29 protein-coding genes are annotated in these 23,730 nt (G+C 65.6%); 5 read left to right on the top strand and 24 right to left on the bottom strand.

Going from position 1 to position 23,730, the window contains the following annotated elements; all coding sequences use genetic code 11:
* Window positions 1-4: 4 nt before the first annotated feature.
* The 6 genes from AR323_RS10565 to hisG all read right to left on the bottom strand — a co-directional run bounded on the left by AR323_RS10565 (window position 5) and on the right by hisG (window position 6,802).
* Window positions 5-1,138: a GNAT family N-acetyltransferase gene (locus tag AR323_RS10565; protein ID WP_057883940.1), complete on the bottom strand. Its 1,134-nt coding sequence runs from the start codon at window positions 1,136-1,138 to the stop codon at window positions 5-7.
* A gap of 112 nt (window positions 1,139-1,250) precedes the next feature.
* Entirely contained in the window at window positions 1,251-3,419 is a 2,169-nt protein-coding gene (locus tag AR323_RS10560; protein WP_057883939.1) for a sodium-translocating pyrophosphatase, read from the bottom strand.
* A gap of 134 nt (window positions 3,420-3,553) precedes the next feature.
* Window positions 3,554-4,432 (bottom strand): thiamine-phosphate kinase, encoded by an 879-nt coding sequence (gene thiL / locus AR323_RS10555; protein WP_057884117.1) that lies wholly within the window; start codon window positions 4,430-4,432, stop codon window positions 3,554-3,556.
* Window positions 4,429-4,878 (bottom strand): transcription antitermination factor NusB, encoded by a 450-nt coding sequence (nusB, locus tag AR323_RS10550; RefSeq protein WP_057883938.1) that lies wholly within the window; start codon window positions 4,876-4,878, stop codon window positions 4,429-4,431. Before nusB ends, thiL begins: the two co-directional genes overlap by 4 nt.
* Window positions 4,875-6,164, bottom strand: a complete 1,290-nt coding sequence (gene hisD, locus AR323_RS10545; RefSeq protein WP_057883937.1) for a histidinol dehydrogenase — start codon at window positions 6,162-6,164, stop codon at window positions 4,875-4,877. Before hisD ends, nusB begins: the two co-directional genes overlap by 4 nt.
* The gene (gene hisG / locus AR323_RS10540; protein WP_057883936.1) at window positions 6,161-6,802 is read right to left on the bottom strand and encodes an ATP phosphoribosyltransferase; all 642 of its coding nucleotides are present in this window, start codon (window positions 6,800-6,802) and stop codon (window positions 6,161-6,163) included. Before hisG ends, hisD begins: the two co-directional genes overlap by 4 nt.
* 44 nt (window positions 6,803-6,846) lie before the next feature.
* Between hisG and AR323_RS10535 the strand changes: the two genes are divergently transcribed.
* Complete coding sequence (locus tag AR323_RS10535; RefSeq protein WP_057883935.1) at window positions 6,847-7,941, top strand: DUF2332 domain-containing protein; 1,095 nt, start codon at window positions 6,847-6,849, stop codon at window positions 7,939-7,941.
* On the opposite strand, the gene AR323_RS10530 is transcribed toward AR323_RS10535, so the two are convergent.
* Genes AR323_RS10530 through AR323_RS10515 form a run of 4 tightly spaced genes read right to left on the bottom strand, consistent with a single transcriptional unit; the run spans window position 7,938 to window position 10,796 of the window.
* Window positions 7,938-8,828 carry an alpha/beta fold hydrolase gene (locus AR323_RS10530; protein WP_057884116.1) on the bottom strand — a complete coding sequence of 297 codons (891 nt, stop codon included), beginning with the start codon at window positions 8,826-8,828 and terminating at the stop codon, window positions 7,938-7,940. The genes AR323_RS10535 and AR323_RS10530 overlap by 4 nt on opposite strands.
* A gap of 2 nt (window positions 8,829-8,830) precedes the next feature.
* The gene (locus AR323_RS10525) at window positions 8,831-9,643 is read right to left on the bottom strand and encodes an SDR family NAD(P)-dependent oxidoreductase (protein WP_057883934.1); all 813 of its coding nucleotides are present in this window, start codon (window positions 9,641-9,643) and stop codon (window positions 8,831-8,833) included.
* Window positions 9,640-10,521 carry a pirin family protein gene (locus AR323_RS10520; protein WP_057883933.1) on the bottom strand — a complete coding sequence of 294 codons (882 nt, stop codon included), beginning with the start codon at window positions 10,519-10,521 and terminating at the stop codon, window positions 9,640-9,642. The genes AR323_RS10525 and AR323_RS10520 overlap by 4 nt, the downstream gene beginning before the upstream one ends.
* Complete coding sequence (locus AR323_RS10515) at window positions 10,518-10,796, bottom strand: BolA family protein (protein ID WP_057884115.1); 279 nt, start codon at window positions 10,794-10,796, stop codon at window positions 10,518-10,520. The genes AR323_RS10520 and AR323_RS10515 overlap by 4 nt, the downstream gene beginning before the upstream one ends.
* A gap of 52 nt (window positions 10,797-10,848) precedes the next feature.
* Here AR323_RS10515 and AR323_RS10510 point away from each other — a divergent pair, with 52 nt between their 5' ends.
* The gene (locus AR323_RS10510) at window positions 10,849-11,439 is read left to right on the top strand and encodes a J domain-containing protein (protein ID WP_057883932.1); all 591 of its coding nucleotides are present in this window, start codon (window positions 10,849-10,851) and stop codon (window positions 11,437-11,439) included.
* Between the two features lie 6 nt (window positions 11,440-11,445).
* Here AR323_RS10510 and AR323_RS10505 read toward each other — a convergent pair whose 3' ends face one another.
* From AR323_RS10505 to AR323_RS10465, 9 genes are read right to left on the bottom strand one after another with little or no spacing between them, the layout of a single operon-like run.
* On the bottom strand, window positions 11,446-12,075 hold the full coding sequence (locus AR323_RS10505) for a glutathione S-transferase family protein (RefSeq protein ID WP_057883931.1): 630 nt from the start codon (window positions 12,073-12,075) through the stop codon (window positions 11,446-11,448).
* Window position 12,076: 1 nt separating this feature from the next.
* Window positions 12,077-12,556, bottom strand: coding sequence for a GFA family protein (locus AR323_RS10500; protein WP_057883930.1), 480 nt, complete (start codon window positions 12,554-12,556; stop codon window positions 12,077-12,079).
* A gap of 56 nt (window positions 12,557-12,612) precedes the next feature.
* Complete coding sequence (locus tag AR323_RS10495; protein ID WP_321164547.1) at window positions 12,613-13,284, bottom strand: glutathione S-transferase family protein; 672 nt, start codon at window positions 13,282-13,284, stop codon at window positions 12,613-12,615.
* Window positions 13,284-13,961 (bottom strand): dihydrofolate reductase family protein, encoded by a 678-nt coding sequence (locus tag AR323_RS10490; protein WP_057883928.1) that lies wholly within the window; start codon window positions 13,959-13,961, stop codon window positions 13,284-13,286. Before AR323_RS10490 ends, AR323_RS10495 begins: the two co-directional genes overlap by 1 nt.
* A gap of 4 nt (window positions 13,962-13,965) precedes the next feature.
* Complete coding sequence (locus tag AR323_RS10485; protein ID WP_057883927.1) at window positions 13,966-14,445, bottom strand: VOC family protein; 480 nt, start codon at window positions 14,443-14,445, stop codon at window positions 13,966-13,968.
* 4 nt (window positions 14,446-14,449) lie between these two features.
* A complete protein-coding gene (locus AR323_RS10480; protein WP_057883926.1) occupies window positions 14,450-15,259 on the bottom strand; it encodes a VOC family protein in 810 nt (269 codons plus the stop codon).
* A gap of 3 nt (window positions 15,260-15,262) precedes the next feature.
* Entirely contained in the window at window positions 15,263-15,625 is a 363-nt protein-coding gene (locus AR323_RS10475) for a DUF1428 domain-containing protein (protein WP_057883925.1), read from the bottom strand.
* A 3-nt stretch (window positions 15,626-15,628) separates the two neighbouring features.
* Window positions 15,629-16,306: a glutathione S-transferase family protein gene (locus AR323_RS10470; RefSeq protein WP_057884114.1), complete on the bottom strand. Its 678-nt coding sequence runs from the start codon at window positions 16,304-16,306 to the stop codon at window positions 15,629-15,631.
* Between the two features lie 10 nt (window positions 16,307-16,316).
* On the bottom strand, window positions 16,317-16,757 hold the full coding sequence (locus AR323_RS10465; RefSeq protein ID WP_057883924.1) for a VOC family protein: 441 nt from the start codon (window positions 16,755-16,757) through the stop codon (window positions 16,317-16,319).
* Between the two features lie 72 nt (window positions 16,758-16,829).
* Between AR323_RS10465 and AR323_RS10460 the strand changes: the two genes are divergently transcribed.
* Window positions 16,830-17,522, top strand: a complete 693-nt coding sequence (locus AR323_RS10460; protein ID WP_057883923.1) for a winged helix-turn-helix transcriptional regulator — start codon at window positions 16,830-16,832, stop codon at window positions 17,520-17,522.
* A 9-nt stretch (window positions 17,523-17,531) separates the two neighbouring features.
* On the opposite strand, the gene AR323_RS10455 is transcribed toward AR323_RS10460, so the two are convergent.
* Complete coding sequence (locus AR323_RS10455; protein WP_235510555.1) at window positions 17,532-18,377, bottom strand: oxygenase MpaB family protein; 846 nt, start codon at window positions 18,375-18,377, stop codon at window positions 17,532-17,534.
* A 32-nt stretch (window positions 18,378-18,409) separates the two neighbouring features.
* Complete coding sequence (locus AR323_RS10450; RefSeq protein ID WP_057883921.1) at window positions 18,410-18,979, bottom strand: TetR/AcrR family transcriptional regulator; 570 nt, start codon at window positions 18,977-18,979, stop codon at window positions 18,410-18,412.
* Window positions 18,980-19,134: 155 nt separating this feature from the next.
* Here AR323_RS10450 and cobS point away from each other — a divergent pair, with 155 nt between their 5' ends.
* Both cobS and AR323_RS10440 read left to right on the top strand, forming a co-directional pair.
* Window positions 19,135-20,124: a cobaltochelatase subunit CobS gene (gene cobS / locus AR323_RS10445; protein ID WP_200956698.1), complete on the top strand. Its 990-nt coding sequence runs from the start codon at window positions 19,135-19,137 to the stop codon at window positions 20,122-20,124.
* Window positions 20,125-20,157: 33 nt separating this feature from the next.
* The gene (locus AR323_RS10440; RefSeq protein ID WP_057883920.1) at window positions 20,158-22,302 is read left to right on the top strand and encodes a transglycosylase domain-containing protein; all 2,145 of its coding nucleotides are present in this window, start codon (window positions 20,158-20,160) and stop codon (window positions 22,300-22,302) included.
* 4 nt (window positions 22,303-22,306) lie between these two features.
* Here AR323_RS10440 and AR323_RS10435 read toward each other — a convergent pair whose 3' ends face one another.
* The 3 genes from AR323_RS10435 to AR323_RS10425 all read right to left on the bottom strand — a co-directional run bounded on the left by AR323_RS10435 (window position 22,307) and on the right by AR323_RS10425 (window position 23,495).
* Entirely contained in the window at window positions 22,307-22,702 is a 396-nt protein-coding gene (locus AR323_RS10435) for a PaaI family thioesterase (protein ID WP_235510549.1), read from the bottom strand.
* Window positions 22,699-23,151: a PaaI family thioesterase gene (locus tag AR323_RS10430; protein WP_057883919.1), complete on the bottom strand. Its 453-nt coding sequence runs from the start codon at window positions 23,149-23,151 to the stop codon at window positions 22,699-22,701. The genes AR323_RS10435 and AR323_RS10430 overlap by 4 nt, the downstream gene beginning before the upstream one ends.
* Window positions 23,152-23,279: 128 nt before the next feature.
* Window positions 23,280-23,495, bottom strand: coding sequence for a hypothetical protein (locus tag AR323_RS10425; RefSeq protein ID WP_057883918.1), 216 nt, complete (start codon window positions 23,493-23,495; stop codon window positions 23,280-23,282).
* Between the last annotated feature and the right edge of the window lie 235 nt (window positions 23,496-23,730).

Raw genomic sequence — 23,730 nt, 5'->3', positions numbered from 1 at the left:
TCCGTCAGAGCCCCTGAAGCTTGGTGCCGGCTTCGGCGCGGAAGATGAGTGCGGCGGCAGCACGGCGGGCGCGTCCGCCGATCGCGATGCTGACCCGGGCGATGGGGCGCTTTTCCCGCCAGATCCGGTCGATCATCGGATGGTCGGCGGCAGCGCAGCTATCGGCCCACTCGATTCCGTCGCGGGCGAGCAGGGCAAGGTTCTCGCGCTGCAACAGGACGCCGGGCGAATATCGGGCCAGCGATTCGTCGTAAGTCGTCTTGAAACTGTACGCGCCGGGAGGACAGATGAAGTTCGCTAGCATGGCGATAGGGCGACCGCCGAGGGTAATCGAAAGCCGTTCGAGCTTGCCCGCGGTGGCAGCGCCCTCGATTGCGGAGCGAAAGAAGGCCGAGGTGTCGGGCGAGTTGGCGAGTGCGGAGTTCCCTGCGCCCTTCCATCCCTTGGCTTCGAGCCCGAGAAAGTCCTCGATCCATTTGTCGAGGCGATGCGCGTCCTCATGCCGTTCGAATGCGAGCGTGCCTTCTTCGGCCAGGCGATTGTACTGCCGCCTCAGTTCATTCCGCTTCTTGGCGGTCATAGAATGATCGAGGTAGTCGGTGGGCGCCAGGTCCGATCGCAGCATCGCCCGTTCGTGCCGGTGCACGATGGCGGCCCTACGTCGATCGAGCACGCAGACGTCGCGCAATGCGGCATAGAGTGGCCCGTCCTGCGGCAGGTTCTGGAGGTGCAGGAACATCGCGCTTCCCGCGTGCTTGTCGGCCCAAGCCAGCAAGGCGCGCCAGAATGCGTGTTCGTGTCCCGAAGCAACCAGCGGGGATCCGCAGAATGCGTTGGGGTGGGACCATCCGGCCAAGTGCGGCAACAAATATTGCTCGTACCGGGATCTGCGCGCGACAGCGGCGACGCCGCGCAGCTTTCCATCCATCCGGAGGGTCGCAATCATCGCCTTGCCGGCGCGATCGAACGCGCGCAGTCCGGCCTCCACGCACCACCGTTCGGCGAAGGGATTGGGTTCGGCAGCCTTGCGGGCAAGCTCGTCCCATCCTGATGAGTCGGCAAAGTCTCGCCACGGCACCACGGCGAATTCGCCGTCGTTCGCGCGCCCCTGCGCGGGAAGGCCGATGGGTTGGTCCATTTGCGCCCTCTAACCCATTCCTTTGGAAGAACATTTAACGCCGACAGCAAAAACCCCGCCCCGTTCCAAAACGGGGCGGGGCCTTGCAGTCCCGTTGAAGGTCTGAGGAGGGCTAGGCCGCTCCCCCCGCCAGCGCCGCGAGCAGCAGCAGCGCGACGATGTTGGTGATCTTGATCATCGGGTTCACCGCCGGACCGGCCGTGTCCTTGTAGGGATCGCCGACCGTGTCGCCGGTGACCGCGGCCTTATGGGCTTCGCTGCCCTTGCCACCGTGGTTGCCGTCCTCGATGTATTTCTTGGCGTTATCCCAAGCGCCGCCGCCTGCGGTCATCGACAGCGCGACGAACAGCCCGCCGACGATCACGCCCAGAAGCAGGGCGCCGAGCGCCGCGAAGCCGTTGGCCTGCCCGGCGATCGCAGCGATGATGAAATAGACCACGATCGGTGCCAGAACGGGCAGCATCGAAGGGATGATCATCTCCTTGATGGCGGCCTTGGTCACGAGGTCGACCGTGCGGGCGTAGTCCGGCTTGGTTTCATACGTCATGATGCCGGGGTTGGTGCGGAACTGCTCGCGCACGTCCTTCACCACGTCGCCTGCCGCGCGGCCGACGGCGGTCATGCCCATTGAACCGAACAGGTATGGCAGCAGCGCGCCGAGCAGCAGCCCGACGATCACGTACGGATTTTCCAGGCTGAAATCGACGTCGGTGCCCGGGAAGTACTCGGCCAGGTCGGCGGTGTAGGCGGCGAACAGCACCAGCGCGGCAAGGCCGGCCGATCCGATCGCATAGCCCTTGGTCACCGCCTTGGTAGTGTTGCCGACAGCGTCGAGAAGGTCGGTCTTCTCGCGGACGCTGTCGTCGAGGCCCGCCATTTCGGCGATGCCGCCGGCGTTGTCGGTGACAGGACCGTAGGCGTCGAGTGCCACGACCATGCCTGCCAGAGCCAGCATCGCGGTCGCCGCGTAGGCGATCCCGATGAGGCCTGCGAGCTGGAAGGCGATGATGATGCCCGCCACGATCACCAGCGTCGGCAGCGCGGTGGCTTCCATGCTGATGGCGAGGCCCTGGATCACGTTGGTGCCGTGGCCGGTCTCGCTAGCCTTGGCGATCGAGCGCACGGGGCGATAGTTGGTGCCCGTGTAATACTCGGTGATCCAGATGATCAGTCCGGTGATGACTAGGCCGAGCAGCGAACACCAGAAAAGGTCCATGCCGGTGAAGGTCCGCACCTGTTCGGTCAGCCCTTCCTCGGCGATGTTGCCTTCCTCGATGGTGAATGCGGCGTCGGCTACGGCCTGCGCTCCGATTTGTACATTCATGTCGCCGAGCGCGTAGTTGATCGCCCAGTAGATGAGCGGGATCGAGAGGACCGCGGTGACAAGGAAACCCTTGTACATCGCGCCCATCACGTTTTTGCCGCCGCCCAGGCGGACGAAGTACGTGCCGATGATCGAGGTCACGATGCAGACGCCGCCGATAAGCAGTGGCAGGCTCATAAGCGGCATCAGCAGATCGCCGAGGCCCTTCATCAGCAGAGCGGTGAGGACCATCGTGGCGCCCACCGTCACGACGTAAGTTTCGAAAAGGTCGGCGGCCATGCCTGCGCAGTCGCCGACGTTGTCACCGACGTTGTCGGCGATCACCGCAGGGTTGCGTGGATCGTCTTCAGGAATACCAGCTTCCACCTTGCCGACGAGGTCGGCACCGACGTCTGCGGCCTTGGTAAAGATGCCGCCGCCCAGACGCGCGAAGATCGAGATCAGCGATGCGCCGAACGCCAGCGCGACCAGCGCGTCGATCACGCCGCGACTGTTGGGTGCCAGCCCCATCGAAGTCGTGAGGACGTAGAAGAACCCGGCGATGGCGAGCAACGCGAGGCCGGCCACGAGCATTCCGGTGATCGCACCTGCGCGGAACGCGAGGGTAAGGCCCTGCTGCAATCCTTCCGATGCGGCCTGAGCGGTGCGAACGTTCGAACGAACCGAGATGTTCATTCCGATGAAGCCCGCGACGCCCGACAGGACGGCACCAAGCACGAAGCCGGTGGCCGAAATGGGACCAAGGAATACCGCCACGATGATCGCGACGACGACACCGACGATGGCGATCGTGGTGTATTGCCGCTTGAGATAGGCCTGTGCGCCTTCTTGGATCGCCGCTGCGATCTCCTGCATCTTGGCGTTGCCCGGCGATGCGCGCAGCACCTGCATGCTGGTGAACCAGCCATAGAGCACGGCCAACGCGCCGAATCCGATCGATAAAAGAACCAAGTCCACGGGTAAGTCCCCTCCTGCTTAACCTGGAAAACGCCGCGTCTCCCCCGCGGCATAGAGGCGGCGAGGTATAGGGCCGCGAATCGGGCGTGCAAGCCTGAAACCGCTCGTTTTCCCGGGGTTAAATCGGCGCGCGCTCAGGCGCGGTGGAGATAGCCGAGCGGCGTGTCATCTGCGGGCGGGGTGCCGTCCAGCAAAAGTGCCGCATCGCCGCGCGGCAGCACTTCGCCGATGCGGACTGCGGGAACCGGTGGCTGCAATCCGGGGGATATAGTGAACAGCAGCGCGTAATCGTCGCCCCAACGCAGCGCGTCAGCCCTGCGGTGCTCGGGCGCGGCAATGGCCACACTGGCAGGGGCAAGGTCGATGGTTACGCCGCTCGCATTGCACATCCGCGCGCAATCGAGCAGCAGGCCGTCGGACACGTCCATCATGGCGCTTATCATCGGCGCGAGCCGCTGGCCTTCCGCCAGAAGCGGGCAAGGCCGGCGGTAGGCCTGGCTATCCTCGCCGGTTCCGTCCCGCAGGGCCTCGAACCCCATCATCGCTGCGCCCACGGTGCCGCACATCCACACCGCCTCGCCCGCGCGCGCACCGTTGCGCGAAGGAACGGGCAGCGAGGTCGCGCGGCCAAGCGCGGTCAGGCCGAGCGTTCGCGGCGGGCCGCCCGAAACGGTGTCGCCGCCAAGCAAGGGGACTCCGTAGGCGGTCAGCACTTCGCCCAGACCCTCGACGAAGCGGGCATCGTCGCTACCCAGCATGTGGCCCAGTAAAACCCCGATCGGCTGCGCGCCCTTGGCGGCGAGATCCGACAGGTTCACCGCGACCAGCTTCCACGCCACGTCGGCCATGTCCTGTCCGGGCAACCAGTGGACGCCTTCGACCATCGTATCGTGGGTGACGACGATTTCATCGCCGCCGATCTCGATCACGGCTGCATCGTCGTTCAGGCCGCGGGCGGCGGGGTGCGTCGCCAGATGGCGCAGCGAGGCGATGAAGGCAGTCTCGCCGCTCAGCGCACGTCCTTCGCTACTGCGTCGAGGACGCCGTTGACGAACTTGGCTTCGCGATCGTCGAAAAAGGCCTTGGCCACGTCGACCCATTCGCTGATCGCGGCGGCCACCGGCACGTCGGCGCGTGCAAGCAACTCGTAAGCGCCGCCGCGCAGGATCTGCAGCATCGTCTTGTCGAGCCGCGCGAGGGTCCAGCCTTCTGCGAGCCGCGCGGTCAGCAGATCGTCGATCTCGCTTTTGCGGGCGATCGTGCCGCTGACGAGGTCGTCGAAGAAATCGACTTCGGCGTCGGCCAGCTCTTCCTCGTCGACGCTCACGCCGAGCCGATGCTGGTGGAATTCGTCGATCAGCCGCGCGGTGCCGGTGCCTTCCATCTGCTGCTGGTAGAGCGCCTGGACGGCGGCGAGGCGGGCGGCGGAGCGGGCCTGGCTGCGGGGGTTGCCGTTCATTTCAATCTCACTTCGATAGACCGGGCGTGCGCCTCGAGCCCTTCGGCATGGGCGAGCGCCGCGGCTGCGGGGCCGATGGCGGCCAGCGCTTCGGCGCCGAGTTCGATGAAACTGGTGCGCTTCATGAAGTCGAGGACCGAAAGTCCGCTGGAAAACCGCGCGCGGCGTCCGGTGGGGAGCACGTGATTGGGACCGGCTACATAGTCCCCAACCGCTTCGGGCGCCATCCGGCCCATGAATACGCTGCCGGCGTGCCGGATGCCGTCGAGGAACGGGGCCGGGTCGTCGACGGCCAGCTCGACGTGTTCGGCAGCCAGGGCATTGGCGAGCGGGATCGCCTGATCCAGGCGTTCGACGACGATGATGACGCCGTGATCATCCCAGCTTGCCCGCGCGACCGTGCGGGTCTTGAGCATGGCGCACTGCACGTCGATCCGGTCCTCGACCTGCTCGGCAAAAGCGGCGTCGTCGGTGATCAGGATCGACTGGGCGTCGGGATCATGTTCGGCCTGGCTGAGCAGGTCGGCGGCGATCCAGTCGGGATCGTTCGCGCCGTCCGCGATCACAAGAATTTCGCTGGGCCCGGCCACCATGTCGATGCCCACCACGCCGAAGAGCTGGCGCTTGGCCTCCGCCACCCACGCGTTGCCGGGTCCGGTGATGACGTCGACGCGCCGGATTCGCTGCGTGCCATAGGCAAGCGCGGCGATCGCCTGCGCGCCGCCGATGCGCCATACTTCGTCCACCCCGGCGACGTGCGCGGCGGCAAGGACGAGCGGGTTGGTCTTGCCGCCCGGCGTCGGGGTGACCACGGCCAGCCGCTCGACCCCGGCCACCTTGGCGGGGATCGCGTTCATGAGCAGCGACGAGGGATAGGCCGCGCGTCCGCCGGGGACATAGAGCCCCGCCGCATCGACCGGGCGCCAGCGCGCACCGAGGCGCACGCCGCTCGCGTCGGTCTCGTCGCGGTCGAGCGGAAGCTGCTTTTCGTGATAGATGCGGATGCGGTCCGCCGCGAGCGTCAGCGCGTCGCGCAGTGACGGTTCGAGACCCTCGAACGCGGCGCGGCAATCCGCAAGGTCGATCTGCCAGTCGCCATCTTCGGTCAGTTGATGGTCGTCGAAGCGATGGGTGTATTCGCTGAGCGCCTCGTCGCCCCGGGCTTTGACCCGCGCCAGGATGTCGGCGACGTCTCCGGCCACGTTCTCGTCGCTCTCGCGGCGGTCGTCGACGATCCGGCGGAATGCCTTCTCGAACCCGGGATCGGTGAAGATGAGGCGCTTCATGACGTGATCTCGCGGAAACGCTCGACCAGCGCGGAAACGCGCGGGTCGGTCTTCAAAGCGGCGCGGTTGACGACGAGCCGGGCGGTAATCTCCATGATCGTGCCGGTTTCGACCAGGCCGTTGTCCTTGAGCGTCTGTCCACTCGACACAAGGTCCACGATCCGGCCTGCGAGGCCCAGCGCGGGGGCGATCTCCATCGCCCCGTTGAGCTTCACGCACTCCGCCTGCACGCCGCGCGCCTCGAAGTGACGGCGGGTGAGGTTGGGATACTTGGTCGCGACGCGCACGTGCGTGCTGCCGTCGATCGAGGCGCCGCCCGCGACCGGTTCGGCTACCGACAGTCGGCAGTAACCGATGCCGAGATCGACTGGCGCATAGAGGTCCGAATAATCGAATTCGTCGATGACGTCGGCACCCACTATGCCCGCCTGCGCGGCACCGTGCGCTACGAACGTGGCGACGTCGAACGCGCGCACGCGAATGACCCGAAAATCGCCGCCCTCGCACTCGAATGCCAACCGCCGGTCGCCCTTGTCGTGGAAGCCCGCTTCGGGCACGACGCCGGCGCGCGCCATCAGCGGCAGCGCCTCGTCGAGGATGCGTCCCTTGGGAACGGCGAAGGTGATGGGCCCGGTCATGGCGCGGCGCACTTAGGGTGCGGGGCACGAAAGGGCAACGCAAGATGGGCGAAAGCAGGCCGAAGTACGAACTGGTCGATATCGACATGAGCGGAGAGGGCGCGGTCGCCCGCGCGTTCGAGAACCAGGTTGCCTATTGCACCGCCGCCTCCGCGCCGATCACCGCGCGGGTGGTCGCCGCGATTGCCGAACTTGTCGAAAGCGGCGAGCGCGGCGCGCTGCTCGACCGGATTCGCGCGTGGCAGGGCGCGCCGCTTGCAGACGCCTTGCCGCTGCGGATCGCGGGCGGGATCCACTCGCTATACCTGTCGGGTGCGGAACCCAAGCTGGGCACAATCTATCGCGGAGAGGCAGCGCACCGTGATGCGGACCTGATCCGTGAGGCCATCGCCGCGCACGAGGCCGGCCTGCTGCCGTGGCTCGACGGTCCGCCACAGACCAACGAAGCGGGGCGCTCCAGCAATTTCATGGCCGCGATGCTGTGGCTGGCCGACCGGGGGCTTCCCGCCCGGTTCGAGTGCCTGGAGATCGGGTCCTCGGCGGGTATCAACCTGATGATGGACCGCTACGCGTACGATCTCGGCGGCGTTGCCGTTGCACCCGCCGACCCGGTGATGCGGTTCGCTCCGGAGTGGCACGGCGATCCGCCGCCGGATCGTCCGGTCGAGATCGTATCGGCGCGCGGCTGCGACGTCTCACCGGTCGATCTCACCGACCCGGTCCAGGCCCTACGACTAAAGGCCTATATCTGGCCCGAGCACTCCGTGCGGTTCGAGCGGATGGAGGCGGCGGTCGCCGCCGCGATGGAGCGCGCGCCGGACATCGCGCAAATGGATGCGGCCAGCTTCGCTGAGAGCGCACTGGCGTCACCGCAAGCTGAGGGGACGACGCGGGTGCTGATGCACTCGATCGTCTGGCAGTACGTGCCGAAGGACCAGCAGGAGCGGGTCACCGCCGCGATGGAAGCGGCGGGCAGAGCAGCGACGCCCGAGCGCGCGCTCGCGTGGATTTCGGTCGAAGCGGACCGAACCATCCACCGCCACGCGCTCAAGGTGCGGTACTGGCCGGGCGGCTCGGAAGAGCAGCTCCTGGCCTGGTCGCATCCCCATGGGGCGGATATCGACTGGGTGGCGGATTAGGCTCCGCGCGCCAAAAAGGCGTCGAGCGCCTCGTTCACCGCGTCCGGGGCCTCCCAGGTCACGAAGTGCCCGGAGCCCGCGACCTCGACGAGCGTCAGGTCGTCGATGATGTCCGCCATTCCGTCGATATTCTCGGGCGGAAGGGCGGTATCCTCCATGCCCCAGACCACCAATGTCGGGATCGTCAGGGTCGGCAGGGCAGGGGGCATCCACCCCTCGGGCAATTCGTCGGGCGCATCGGGCGGCGGCACGTCGATGGGCGAGGCGCGATACCAGTTCAGCATTCCGAAGGCGGCATCGCGGTCCTGCCAGTCCTGCAGCAACTGTGCGCGCTCTTCGGGCTCCATCGCGTCGGGGCGATCCCACTTGATCTCCTGAAGCAGGATGCCGGCCAGCCCGTGCTCGCGCACCAAGGCGTCGTTGGCGGTGTCGCGAAAGCCGCGCATGTACTGGCTCGACAGGCGCTGGTGCCGATTGGTGTAGAGCAGCTTCTGGAAGATCGCGGGATGCGGCGCATTGGCCACGACCGCGCGGGTGACGCGGCCGTTCATCTGGCCTGCCAGCGCGACGCCCCAGGCGATCGCGCCGCCCCAATCGTGGCCGAGCACCGTGAACTTTTCGATCCCCAGCGCGTCGGCCAGCAGGAACACGTCACCGATCAGCTTGTCGGGCGTGTAGGCATCTACTTCTTGCGGCTTCGAAGACCCACGATAGCCGCGCTGGTCGGGCGCGATGCAGCGGAACCGGTCCTTCAGGTGCGTGACCTGATGATGCCAAGTGCGATGGCTTTCGGGAAAACCATGGAGAAAGATCAGCGCCGGCGCATCGCGCGGGCCTTCGTCGACGAAATCCAGTTCGATCCCGTTCGCCAGCGTCGCTCGCTCCATCGTCACCCCTCCTTGAGTTTGTCCATGTATCCGCGCGCAACCATAGCCGCGACCTGATCGAACAGCGCGTCGGGCGTGCGGCGCGATTCCCCCATCGCCAGTTCGGACCCCTGGGCGACGATGATCTCGCGCTGCCCGGCGGCGATCGCATCGAGCATCTGGGTTGCGGCGACGTCCGGGTCGAGTCCTTCGTCGATCGCCTGATCGCTCTTGCCGCGCGCCGTTCCATCGGCGGTGAGCGCATTGCGACTGACGTCGGTGCGGATCGACCCGGGGAAGATCGTGTGGACCGCGACGCCGCTCTGCGACAGTTCGCCGCGTAGCGCGTCGGCATAACCCGCCAGCCCGAACTTCGCGGCGCTGTAGGCGGTCCGCATCGGGACGCCGACCTTGCCCGCGACCGAAGAGATGAACGCCAAAGCCCCGCTACCGCGTTCGCTCATCGGGCCGATCAGACCCTGTGCGAAGGCGATCTGGGCGATCAGGTCGACCTCGATGATCTCGCGATAGACCTTCATGTCCGTCTCTACCGCTGCCGAGCGTTGCGAAATGCCGGCGTTGGCGACCGCCAAGTCGATCCCGCCCTTCCAGGAAAGTGCGGCTGACGTCGCCTCGGCCAAGGTGGCTTCGTCGCGGACATCGAACGGCAGCATCAACGTTTCGGTCTTGAGACGTTGCGCTACGTCGTCGAGCCTGCCGATGTCACGACCCGACAGGATCGTCAGACCTCCGCGTGCCGTCCACTGCCGGGCGAGCGCGGCACCGATCCCGCTCGATGCGCCGGTAATCCATGCGACCTTGCCTGCGAATGTCATGGGTAGCTCACTGTCTTGGGTTGGTCGGGAATGGGAATGAATTCGGCCTCGTCGCCCGGCACCTTGGGGAATTGCCCCGAGCGCCAGTCTTCCTTGGCCTGGTTGATGCGATCGCGGCTCGAGCTGACGAAATTCCACCAGACGTGCCGCTTGGTCGCGAACGCCTCGCCGCCCAGCAACATCACGCGGCCGCCTCGCTCGGACACCAGCCGCATGGGCGCGCCGGGGGCAAGGACGTTTAGGGTGTAGGGGGCAAGGGCCTGGCCATCGAGCGAGGCTTCTCCGCCCACCAGCATCACTGCGCGCTCGTCTGCCTCAGCGTCGATCGGCAACGCGCCGCCGGGGGCGAGGACGATCTCGGCGTAGATGGTCTCGGCGTGCGTCGTCGTCGGTGCGCGCTGACCCCACAAGGAACCCATGATGACGGTGGCTTTCGCACAGGTATCTTCCACGACCGGCAGGCCGATCTGCGCTTCGAACGCGGGATCGATCTCTTCCTGATCGTCGGGCAGGGCGAGCCAGGTCTGCATCCCATAAAGGCGGGGGCCGGACGCGCGTTCCTCGGCGGGTGAGCGTTCGGAATGGACGATGCCGCGTCCCGCGGTCATCAGGTTGACCTGTCCGGGCCGGATCGTCGCGAAAGTGCCCAGGCTGTCGCGGTGGTCGATCGCACCCTCGAACAGCCAGGTCACCGTGGCGAGGTTGATGTGCGGATGTGGGCGCACGTCCATGCCCGTGCCGATGTCGAGCTGGCCCGGACCGAACTCGTCGACGAAGATGAACGGCCCCACCATCGTGCGGCCGCGGTTGGGCAGAACGCGGCGGACCTCGAACTGGCCGAGGTCGTGCGTGACGGGTTCGATGGTGGTCTCGATCATGCGGCATCTCCCGGTGCGATTGCGCGGACGGCGAGGGCGTGGACCCGCTGGCCCGGAATGTCGCCGAGTGCGGCATTGACCATGCGCTGGCGGGCAAGCCGGGACTGGCCCGCGAACGCCTCGCTCTCGATCACGACGGTGAAGTGCGATTCGCCGCTGCCGTCGTCTCCGGTGTGTCCATGATGTTTGGCACTGTCGTTGATGACTTCGAGGCGAATGGGGGCGAACGCGGCGGTGAGCAGCGTTTCCATTTCGGTTTGCAATGGAGTCGACATCGGCGTTTCTTGGGGGTTGCGACACCGCTTGTCCATGCCCACCTCCGGCCCAATGCGGTCGATGAGATTCCACGGGCGGCACGACGACCGCATCCAGCAATGCCAGGCCCCCGGGTGCGACGAGCCCGGCCAATTCCGCGCGCCCGGACCGCGCGCGCCCGGGTTCGACGGACCGGGCGAATGGTTGTGGTTCTGCCTCGATCACGTGCGCGAATTCAACGCGCGCTACAACTTCTTCACTGGGATGAGCGCCGAAGAAATCGTCGCCGCACAGCACCCCGCCGCCGGGTGGGCCAATTCGAGCACGACGCGCGCCTTTCGCGCCGATGCGGGGGTGGGTGGCGCGCCGCGCTGGGCCGACTTTGCCGATCCGCTCGACGCGATCGGAGCGCGCGCGGCCGACATCCGCCAGCGGGCGCAGGGCAACGTCCACGCGGCACGCTTCACCCGCGACGAGCAGGCTGCGCTCGCGACCATGGACCTGTCTGCGGACATCGACCGCGCCGGGCTGCGCCGCCGCTATTCGGAACTCGTCCGGCGCTATCATCCAGACCGGAATGGCGGCGACCGCCGTCACGAAGACCGCCTGACGCGGGTGGTGGAAGCCTATCAGCTACTCAGGAAAAGCACGGCGCTGGCCTGACGAGGTTCAGGCCTGCGCTTCGGCGATTAGCTTGGCATCAATGGATCGCGCAGCACGGTACGCATCGCGGGTGCGGAGGCGGGCGGCGTAGGCTTCGAACGACGGCCTGGTCGGGATCGTGCCGAACTGCAGGCCCCAATCCACCTGGCTCCCGACATAGATATCGGCCATGGTGAAACGATCGTCGCATACGAAGTCGCGGTTGTCGAACCACCCGGCGAGCGCATCGATGGTCCGGTCGTAATTGCCGAATCCCGCCATCATCTCCCGTTCTTCGCCGACTTCCCAGCCCATCGTGCGGGCAACGACCGCTTGTTCGAGTGGGCCCGCGCCGAAGAACAGCCAGCGGAAGTAGCTCGCCCTTTCGTGTGCGTCCGGCAGCAGAGCAGGGGCGGCCGCTTCGGCCAGGTAATGGCAGATCGCGGCGCCTTCGGTCACGACGTGGTCGTGATCGCCGTGGTGGTGGACCAGAGTCGGCACCTTGCCCATCGGGTTGATCGCGCGGAACTCCGGCCCCGCCATCGAGGCGCCGTATTCCAGCAGCACCTGTTCGTAATCCGCACCGGCTTCGTGCAGCGCCCAGCGGGCGATCTGCCCGCGGCTCATCGGGTTGGTGTAAAACGTGTATTCGGCCATATCAGCCCTTCCGCAATGCGCGCCAACGCGCGGCGTTGTTCTCGCCGTAGAGCCGCACCACATCCTTGCCGGAATAGTACGCTGCAAACGCCTCGGCATCCATTGGCAGTGCGACCCACGGTTGCTTGCTGGCGGTAAAGATGTGGACATTCGGCGGGAATGCGTCCGGATCGTCGAGCGCGCCGACACGGATGAAATCGGCCTTTGCGCCCACCCCGGCGTAGTGGCTCCAAAGCGCAACCTTGCATACGGGGCAGCGGAACACCGCCTGACCCTTGCCGCTGTCGGAAGGCGTATCGATCCGCTCGGGAGCCCCGGACACCAGTTCGACGCTATCGGCTTCGATCACGGCGTTGAGTGCGAAGGCCGACCCGCTCTCGCGCTGGCATGATCGGCAATGGCAGCAGTGGACGACGATGGGATCGTCGGTCAGCCGGAAGCGGACGGTTCCGCAGGCGCAGCCGCCTTCGCGTGATCCCATGGTGGCTCTCCCCGAACGAATCGTGAGAGGGAACATTGCCGGAACATCGACAGGCGTCAATCGCGATCGGGGGCGCCGGGAGGAAAGTACGATCGATAGGGGCGCGCATCCTCGACGCAACGCGCCACGGCCGGCAAGGCAAGCAGTTCGGCACGCAGCGAAACGAGGCGCGGGCAATCGGTCGGGATGGGCTCGACCCAGTCGGCGTAGAACAGGCTCGGCGCCGCCGCGCAGGTGACCAGGCTTACGTGCGGGACAGGCGGGTTGGCCGACAGCCAGTCCTCCAGCCAGCGATAGGCGCGCAGCAGACCGGCCTTGCCCTTGGACACTTCGTCGGGGTCTGGGTCGCGCAGGCCGGACATGCCGTTGTCGCGCTCGACGAAATGCGCCGCGACCACGCGGTTCATCGACGCCATCACGTAATTGTCGAACACCCGGTCGAGCATCCGCGCGGTCACGGCATCCGCCGGATTTTCGGGAATCAGCGGAGCCGGACCCGGTTGATGCACGGCGAGGTACTCGATGATGGCCGTCGCCTCGACGATCGTGGTCTCGCCGTCGACGAGAATGGGAAACTTGCCTGCCGGGTGCTCTGCGGCGACGAACGCCCCGAAGTCTGGATTGCCGCTACCGAGATCGCGAAATTCGAACGCGGTTTCGTTCGCATAGAGCGGGATCAGCGCCTTCCATGTGTAGCTCGAGAACGGGTGGCCGTAGAGCGCGAGCATCACCAGATTCCTTCGGCCATCTTGCGCTGACGCTCGACTTCGCGGTCGCTCATCGCACCGATCGGTGGCTGCTGCGGATAAGGTGGCAGCGATCCGCCGGGGCGATAGGTGGCGATGACCGTGCCTGCCTCGGTTACCCGGCTTTCGGCCAGTTCAAGCTTGCCGGTAGAGGTACCTTCCCCGAACAGACGCTTGCCGTGACCCAGCACCACAGGGAAGGTCATCAGGATCAATTCGTCGATCAGCCCCGCCTCGAGCAACGCGGGGTAGATCGTGCTCGATCCCTGGATGATGATTTTCGCACCGTCCTGCGCCTTGATCCGGGCGACATCTTCGACGCCCGTCATCCTGTGGCTGTTCTGCCACTCGAGCCGCTGGGCGCCGCGGGTGAGCACATATTTGTTGGCGCGGTCGAACGCCTCGCGCATCGGCTGGTTCTCGGGCTCCTCGGCATAGGGCCAGTAGGCTGCAAATATATCGTAAGTGCGCCGGCCGAGCAGCAGGTCGTACTCGCCCGAGAACAGCGCGCCCAGCGTTTCCTCGATACCCGGATCCCAGAGCTTGAAGACCCAGCCGCCCTGGTCGAATCCGCCGGTTGGATCTTCGGTCGGACCGCCTGGAGCCTGCACGACGCCGTCGACCGATATGAAGGCGGCACCGGTTATCTTGCGTAGCATGGAGTCAGTCTCCTTTGCGGGCGACATCGATCGCTGCCACGTCGATTTTGTGCATTGTCATCATGGCGTCGAACGCGCGCTTGGCTTCGTCCCCGCCTGCCGCCATCGCTTCGGTCAGGGTGCGCGGCGTGATCTGCCAGTTGACGCCCCACCTGTCCTTGCACCAGCCGCAGGCGCTTTCGCTGCCGCCGTTGCCGACGATGGCGTTCCAGTAGCGATCCGTTTCCGCCTGGTCTTCGGTCATGATCTGAAAGCTGAAGGCTTCGGTCTGGGGAAAGTTGGGTCCGCCGTTGAGGCCGAGGCACGGAATCCCACACACCGTGAAGTCGACCGTCAGTTCGTCTCCCGCTTGTCCGCTGGGAAAGTCGCCCGGTGCGGTGTGGACCGCGGAAACCGTGCTGTCGGGAAAGACCGAGGCATAGAATTCCGCCGCCTCGCGCGCGCCTCCCTCGTACCATAGGCAGATCGTGTTCTTCGCCGGCATGGTTTCACTCCTTCCGCGGCCCGACGAGGCCGAAGGCCGCGCCTTGGGGGTCGATGCATTCCACCGAATACTCGCCGCCGGGTATCTGGATGATATCGCTCGCGAGAGTGCCGCCGCCATCGGTCGCCGCCCGGGCGGCGCGGTCGATGTCGTCCGCCCCGATGTAGAACGACCATACCGATCCCGGAGCCTGCGGCATCTCCGGCATGATCGCGCCGATCATCTGCTCTCCATGCTGGACGAACAGGTACTCGCCAAGGTCGCCCATCGGCATCGAGCCTTCCTGTCGCCAGCCGAAAAGGTCGGAATAGAGCGCGACTGCACCTGCAGGATCGGCTGTCCGCAGCTCGTTCCAGCGCATGTGTTGAGGTTTGTCGGCTGACCAGACATCGCTGGTCGCATCGGGCTCGTCGGCGGGCGGGGTGGGCGCCATCAGGTAGAACGTCGCGCCCCACGGATCGGCGACCATCGCCATCCGTCCCACGCCGGGCATGTCCATCGGAGGCAGGTGGACCGCGCCGCCCGATGCGGTTACCCGCTCAGCCGTTGCATCGACATCGGGCGCGTGGATGTAGCCGATCCATCCCGGCTTGCCGCCGTGATCTATCATGTCCTGCGACATCCCGAGCACGCCGCCCGCATGCTTTCCATCGCTACGGCCGATCATCCGGTAGGTCGATCCGGTGGGCAGCGCCATGCCCTCCGACTGCACCGACCAACCCACGACCGGATCGTAGAATGCCTTCGCCGCGTCCGGGTCCGGGGTCATCAGTTCGTACCAGATGAACGCGCCGCGATCGGTCGGGGCGGCCATCGGTCAGGCTTCCTTCCACATCAGCGGTTCGAAGCCGCCGAACACCATCCGCTTGCCGTCGAACGGCATGTCGGATCCGTCACCCCACTCCTTCATCCGCTCGTCGGCCATGATCTTGGCCTCGCTGGCATCGGCGGTTTCCTTGTCCGGCCAAGTCATCCACGAGAACACGACTTTCTCGCCCTCCTTGAGATCGACCGCCTTGCGGAAGTCGGTCCATTGACCGTCCTTGATGTCCGCTTCCCATGCCTCGACGTGGCTGAGTGCGCCGTAGTCCTTGGCGATCTCCCAGAATTTCTCCGAGATCTCGCGGTACTGTTCCTTCGCGCCTTCGGGCACGGGGACGAGAAATCCGTTGATGTACATGGGTCAGGCTCCTTCCATCTGTGGTTGCGGATGCCGCGCGAAGGCGGCGAGTTGGTCGGCGATCGCCCGCTGAAACGCGGGTCTGGCTTTTCCCCGTTCGACATAGGCGAAGGTGGCCGAATGCTCGGCCAGAAGGTCGCTGTCTTCGAGCGCGCGCAATGCCGAGACCATCGCGATGTCGGCAATGGTGAGAGCCTCGCCCAACCATTCGCTGGTCGCGAGCCGCCTTTCGAGCGGGGCGAGCCTAGTGCGGATAAAAGCCTCAAGGCTCGGCAATCGCAGCTTCGCCCATTCCTCCCCGGCAGCGAAGAGCGTGACATTGCCGTATTCCATCAGCGGCGGTTCGACGGTGTTGAACGCCGCGAACAGCCAGGAAATCGCCTCGCTGCGCCTCGCCGCGTCGCGTGGGAGCAGGGTTTCGCTTTTCTCGCCGAGGTGAAGCAGCGTCGCACCGCTTTCGAAAACGTGCAGGTCGCCGTGGCGCAGCGCGGGGACCTGGCCCCACGGTTGCTCGTCGAAATACCACGCGGGCTTGTCCATCACGGAGATCAGGCGCTCACGATAGGGAAGGCCGGCTTCCTCGCAGGCCCAGCGCGGGCGCAGATCGCGGACATGGCCCTGCGCGAAATCGGGTACCCATTCGAAGGCGACGATTTCGATCTGGGCTGCCGGATCGAGCATCGACACGCGACTATGCGTCCGCTTCGGCAGATTGGTCGCCGGGTCCATGTTCGGCCGCTGCCGGGTCCATCCAGAACGTTTCCCAGATATGGCCGTCGGGATCCTCGAAGCTGCGCCCGTACATGAAACCGTGGTCCTGGACCGGATTGCAGTCGGCGACCCCGCCCGCGCGAACTGCGGCATCGACCTGTGCGTCGACGTCCTGCCGACTTTCGCGGCTGAGCGCGTTCATGACTTGGGCGCTTCGCTTCGCGTCTGGAATTTCCTTTGCCGTAAAATCCTTCCACCGAGCGTGCGTCAGCAACATCACCACGATGGTTTCGCTAAGCTGCATTGCCGCGGCGGTATCGTCGGTGAACTTCGGTTCATTCGCGAACCCGATCGCCTCGTAGAAAGCCTTGGATCTGGGCAGGTCGGCGACCGGGAGATTTACGAAGATCATCTGCGCCATGGCGGGCACTCCTCTCCAAAGGCCGCGAATCGAACTTGCCATTGTTCTCACGCAAGGTTACCAAAAGCAACTATGAAGTTACCAAAAGAAACTTCAAGCTCCCAGCAACATGGTCGCTGGTATGGCGACGCGTGCGGCACGGCGTTCGCGATGGAACTGATCGGCGAACGTTGGTCGCTGCTAATCGTGCGCGAGCTTATGTTTGGAGGAAGGCGCTTTTCCGACATCCGCGCCAACCTGCCCGGAATTTCGGCCAAGGTGTTGACCGAGCGTCTGGAATCGCTCGAGCAATCGGGTGTGCTCGTTCGCCGCCGTCTTCCGCCGCCAGCCAGCGCGCAGGTCTATGAACTCACCGCGTTCGGATACGCGGCAGAACCGCTGATCCAGGAAGCTGGGCGGTGGGCAGCGCAGTCGAGCGCGCACGATCCCACGTTGCCGCTGTCTGCCGCCTCGCTGATGCTGTCGATGCGGGCCATGGTGGATAGAGCGATGTTACCGGGGCTGCGCGGGCGAGTCGGCTTCGTCATCGGTGAAGAGAGATTCGTTGCTGAACCGGGGCCCGGCGGACTGCCAATCCGGCGGGGCGACGTGCAGGGCGCGGATGCGGTCTTTCTTGCGAACGACGCGGCGATTATCGCGGGCGGAATCTACGCCGGTGTGCCCTGGGCTGATCTCGAACGGGAGGCGGGCCTTGTGATCGAAGGGGACCGCGATCTCGCCATGCGCTACGTCGCGATGTTCAGCCTTCCTCCGCCGCTGACCTGACGTCCACCTCTATCGCTGGCGGAACGCCCAGCGCAGTCCTTCGGACATGGTCCGTGTTGCCAACCGCGCGGGCAGGGCTGTCGCTCCCGGACGCTGGAGGTCCAGCATGGTGCGGGCGTAAGCCGGTAGTAGATCGACTGCCGAAGTGCCCAGCGCGCGCTGGATCGCGACCGGCGTGCCATCCGGTCGTTGCGAGAGCACCAGGCGGGCGACCTCGCGGGCCGCCTCGCTAGGGACCAGGTCGCCGCGCAGATCGAGCATGAGCGCCTCGGCCTCGGCGCGGGTCTCGGGCACGGGGTCGGCTCCGAGCGCGCGGGCGATCGTCGCAAACTGCCGGAAATACGCGTCTTGCTCGGCCAGCGGCATCGCCGGGCGGACGTACGCGAGATAGGCTTCGAGGAAGCTCGACGCCTCGGTCACGTGCACCCACGCCAGGGTGCGCGGATTTGTCGCGGAATACGTCGTTCCATCGGGCAGTGTGCCGGTCACGCGTGTATGGATGCGATTGACGCGGTCGATTGCCGTCATCGCTGCGTCGCGATGGGCAAAGGTTGTCAGGGCGATGAAGCGGGCCGTGCGGCGAAGCCGGCCATGCATGTCCGCACGGAAATCGGAGTGGTCGAGCACGCCCTGGAGCGCATGCGGATGGAGCATCTGCAACAGCAGCGAGCGGATGCCGCCTACCATCATCGACACGACGCCCGAATGGACCATGCGAATGGGAGAATCGCGTTCGAACAATGCATCGTCGCTGATCGCCACCGGCTGCTGGCCTGCCGCCACGTCGTTGAACGTCGCGCGCACCTTGCCGACGATGCGGCGGCGGACGAGTTCGGCGGGCGAGGGTGGCAGCATCGCGAAGGGCATAGCGCATTGTGCCCGATGCGTCAGTGGGCGGCCGTGCGCTTCTCCAGCGTGGCCAACGTACGGTCGAACACGGCGATGTCGCCAGCCGCGCGCGCGGCGATCTGCGCGCCTTCCACCTGCGACAAGACCGCGCGGGCTTCTTCCTCGATGTCCCCGGCCACGGCGATCGTCCGGTCGCGTCTTCCCGTCTGGAGGATCGCCGCGATCCGCCGCACGACCAGTTCGCGGGCACTGGCCAAAGCGGTCCGGGATTCCTTTTCGAGCGTCGGCGCATCGGCGGACAGGGAAGTGAGAAGATCGAGTGCCGTGCCTCCCCCCGACTGCTCGCGCCTTTCCCGCAGGAACTCCCTCATCGCCAGATAACCACGGCGCGTGTCCCCTTCCGCCGCGGCAAGAGCGCTTGTCAGTGCTTCGGTTTCGAGTGCAATCAAGGCTGCGCCGAAATCGGCCTTGGCAGGAAAATGGTGGTGGACGCTGGCCTTGCGAATTCCCGCGCGTAGCGCCAGTGCGCCAAAACTCAGGCCGCCAAACCCTTGCTTGCAAACGATTTCCCTGCCGATCTCGAGCAGGCGATGGCGGGATGTTTTCATGAACCTACCTACTAGTAGGTTTTGTCAAGAGTAGTCAATCGACTCGCCTACCTATGGGTAGGCTTGGCCCAGCTAACCTGACCGTCGCCGCGCTACTGCGACGCCAAGTCTAATTAGCGTTGCGGCCCCTCGCGCACGCGTCTACGCCGCGCGCGATGAACGACATGACCGACGCACTCGAGACCAACCAGCGCACAGTGCTTGCTGCGCCAGACACCACCGTCAACGCGCGCGAGGTGTTCGGCGTGAACGTCGATTGGCAGGTACCCGCTTTCTCGAAAGCGGACTCGCGCGTTCCCGATATCGACGAAGGTTACGTCTTCGACCCGGACACGACCCTCGCCATTCTCGCCGGTTTCGCGTTCGACCGGCGCGTGATGGTCCAGGGCTATCACGGCACTGGCAAGTCGACCCACATCGAGCAGGTGGCGGCGCGACTCAACTGGCCGTGCATCCGCATCAACCTCGATGCCCACATTAGCCGTATCGACCTGGTCGGGCGCGACGCGATCGTGCTGCGCGACGGGCTGCAGGTGACCGAGTTTCGCGAAGGCCTGTTGCCGTGGGCGCTTCAGCACCCCGTGGCGCTGGTGTTCGACGAATACGACGCGGGCCGCCCTGACGTGATGTTTGTGATCCAGCGCGTGCTCGAACAGCAGGGCAAGCTGACCTTGCTAGATCAGAACCGGGTGATCCGGCCCGATCCGCACTTCCGCCTGTTCGCCACCGCCAACACCGTGGGCCTCGGAGATACCAGCGGGCTTTATCACGGCACACAGGCCATCAACCAAGGCCAGATGGACCGCTGGAACTTGGTCGTGGCGCTCAATTACCTGCCCGCCGACACCGAGCAATCGATCGTGTCGGCCAAGAGCCCTGAGACCGACCCCAAGGTCGTGGCCGACATGGTCAAGGTCGCCGATCTGACCCGGCAAGGCTTCATCGGCGGCGACATCTCTACCGTCATGAGCCCGCGCACCGTCATCACCTGGGCACAGAACGCGGCGATCTTCGGCGACGTGGGCTTCGCCTTCAGGCTGACCTTCCTCAACAAGTGCGACGAGGCCGAGAGGGTACTGGTTGCCGAGTACTATCAGCGCGTTTTCGGGGTCGACCTTCCCGAAAGCGTCATCGGCAAGAACTAGCCAAGGCTGTATTGACCTGCTAATACACTAGCGATGTCGCCGCGCGATCTCTGGTCTCGCCGTAAACCGATCGAGCAGCCAGGCCCTCACGGGGGCTACTTCGCGCTGCACGAGGCTTATGGCGATGAACCGTCGGTTGCCGACCGGTTCGAGGACTGGGACCGACGTCTCGGCGACGAGACCCCGGGCAAGCGAACATGGTTCGGTCGCCGCAAGCGCTGGTGGATCGTTCGTGGTGTCGCTGCGCTGCTGGGCATTTTCATGCTGGTGGTTGCATGGCTCGCCGTCACGGCTCCCCTATCCAAATCACTCGAGCCGATCGCGCCACCCCAGCTCACGCTGCTGGCAAGCGACGGAACACCGATTGCCCGAAACGGCGCGGTGATCGACGAACCGGTGGTGGTTTCCAAGCTGCCGCCGCATGTCGTGGAGGCCTTCCTCGCCATCGAGGACCGGCGTTTCTATACCCACTGGGGCATCGACCCGCGGGGCATTGCGCGAGCGGCTTTCACGGGCGTGGGCGGCGGATCGACAATTACCCAGCAACTCGCCAAGTTCACGTTCCTGACGCCCGAACAGACACTGACCCGCAAGGCGCGCGAGATGCTGATCGCGTTCTGGCTGGAAGCATGGCTGACGAAGGACGAGGTACTCGAACGGTACCTGTCGAACGCCTATTTCGGAGACAACGTCTACGGCCTGCGGGCCGCAAGCCTGCACTACTTCTACCGCCAGCCCGAACGCCTGCGACCCGAGCAGGCCGCGATGCTCGCAGGACTTGTCCAAGCGCCATCTCGATTCGCGCCCACCAAGCACTATGACCGCGCGGCGCGCAGGATGGCGATGGTCAAGGCGGCGATGGTCGATGCCGGATACCTGACACCTGCGGAAGCTGCTGCCATGCGCCCACCGCGGCTCGACGTTCGCCCCGCGCCGAGCCTGCCGACGGGCACCTATTTCGCCGACTGGGCGCTACCGCAGGGCAGACGGTTGGCCGAGGCTGGCTATGGCGGGCAGACTTTGACCACCACGCTCGATTCGCGACTGCAGGCTATCGCCCGGCGGGCGACCTCGCGCGTTCCGGGCGGCGCGCAGGTCGCGCTCGTCGCGATGCGTCCCAACGGCGAGGTCGTCGCGATGATCGGCGGCAAGGATTACGCCAAGTCGCCGTTCAACCGCGCGACCCAGGCGCGCCGCCAGCCGGGTTCCACGTTCAAGCTGTTCGTCTGGCTGGCCGCGCTTCGGGAGGGAATGGAGCCGGGGGACCGGATCGACAATCGCCCGATCACCACGGGTGGCTATCGGCCCAAGAACGCACAAGGCAACTATTCCGAGAGCATCACGCTGGAAGATGCCTTTGCCCGGTCGAGCAACGTAGCCGCCGTGCGCCTGCTCCAGACGGTCGGCAGCGAAAAAGTCATTGCAACGGCGCGCGATCTTGGGGTCACCTCGCCGATGGCCGAGGGCGACCCGAGCCTCGCGCTGGGCACGTCGACGATGACCCTGCTGGAACTGACCTCGGCCTATGCCGGGGTCGCGGCGAACGACTTTCCGGTGATTCCCCGTGCCTTCGCGCAGCCGGACCGCGGCTGGCTGGCCCAAGCGTGGGACTGGAGCAATCGCGATCGCCTGTCCGGCCGGACGCATGGCGAGATCGAGCAGATGCTGCGTTCGGCCATCAACCGCGGAACTGGGCGGGCGGCATCGCTTTCGGTCCCGAACTACGGGAAGACCGGCACCAGTCAGGACTACCGCGACGCGTTGTTCGTCGGCTACGCGGGCGATCTTGTCGTCGGCGTCTGGGTGGGCAACGACGACAACACGCCGCTCGGCGGAATCACCGGGGGCAGCGTTCCCGCACGCATTTGGCGAAACTTCATGGTTCAGGCGCTGGGCGGAGCTGCGAATCGCCCTGCGCCGGCTCCCGATGTTCAGGACGATCCCGGAACCCCGGTCGAACCTATGGACGTGCCCGATCCCGGCTCGATCCCCGACGCCGAGTTTCCGATCGACGGGCGCGGCTCGCGCGTGCGGATCGGCGGAGAGGGCGTGACCGTGTCGACGGATATAGAAGGCGTGCCGCTCGATCTGCGGGTCGATCGCGATGGTGTGCGGATCGAGCCGGGGCAGGCATCTCAGCCGCCGCCTGACCAACCGCCGAATTCGGCGCCGCGTTAGCGGGTCAGTCGTCGATCATCAGCACGTTCATCACCGCGCTGGCGATGGGGCGGTTTGGATCGTCCTGCCACGCCTCGACCGACAGATTGGCGTTGCGCCGACCCAGGCGAACGATCCTGCCGCGCGCGAAGCTGGTTCGCGTGCGCCCAGTGGAAAGATACTGGACCGTCACGTTGATCGGCTTCAGCAGCGGCGCGCGCCCCGCTTCGACCAGCGCGCTTCGTAGCGCCGCATATCCCGCTGTTTCGAGCAGACCGGCAATGGCGCCGCCATGCCAGGCTCCCGGACGGCCCTCGAGATCATGCCGAAACTCCAGCGCCAGAAGCGGCGGCATACCGCCCTCTTGCCCGGCCACGACTATTCCCAGCGAACGGGCGTAAGCGGTGAGATAATCGGTCACGCCGCAACCATGCGGGCAGGATCGAGCGTCATGAACACGCCCGTCATTTCCGCCACCGGATCGGAAGGATCGCCATCGTGCGCGCTGCCGCGAACGAAGGCGGCGGAACGGGTGCGGCGGTAGCAGGTGACGCGTCCGATCACAGAGGAATGCGCTCGCGAGGGCCGAAGGTAGTCGACGCGAAGGTCGAGGGTCGCAACCGGCTTGAACTCGCCGTTGGCAACCCAGATCGCCATCCCCGCAGCCATGTCCAGCAGGCTGATGATCGGCCCGGAGGCCAGGACGGGCTGGGCCTCGTCGCCGATGAGATCGGGCCGCCATGGCAATTCCAGTTCGCACCAGTCGGGCCCGTGATCCCGGTAGGCAAGACCCAGCCAACCGGGGTGGGCCCGGGTCAGGATCCACCTGGAAAGTTGCGTCGCGTCGAACTGGCCGCCGAACGAATTCATGGCGTTGTCCTTACCGCGCGTTCCCGACTTGCCAACAAGAGATCGCGCGGACGGACGAAGTCACGTGGACCGCACATAAAAAAACGGGGCCCGCAGGCCCCGTTTCTCTAATTCTGGAAGTCAGAGCCTTACGGGCTGACCGGATCGTCGTCGCCGTCGACCGCGATAACGATCGCGCCGATGATGGCAGCGAACGCCAGGATCGCGAGGATCCACGACGAACCACCCATCTCGCTGCCTTCTTCGGCAGGACCGGCAGTGCGCTGCGGAGCAGCCTGAGCGACCGCCGGGGCCGCTACAAGCGTAAGAGCTGCGGCGGCGGCAGCAAGGTTGCGGATCTTCATATTCATTCTCCTCGAAGACTGGATCTCTTCAATCTCGTCCCCGCCCCCCTAAGGCAACCCCTTCGTAGAGGCAACCCGGATTGTGGCGGGATTATGCGAAAATTTCAGCCAATTGAGCCCTTTGAAACCATACAGATGCCTTTCGGCAACGGTTGGGGCGTCAAAGCCTTAGCCGCTACACCCGAACAACGTAACTAGAATTGAGTTCCTGAGCACAAGCGATTGATATTATTGT

Source organism: Tsuneonella troitsensis (assembly GCF_001441535.1).
GTDB lineage: Bacteria > Pseudomonadota > Alphaproteobacteria > Sphingomonadales > Sphingomonadaceae > Tsuneonella > Tsuneonella troitsensis.
The sequence above is the reverse complement of the archived record's forward strand: the minus strand, read 5'-3'. Positions and strand labels throughout refer to the sequence as shown.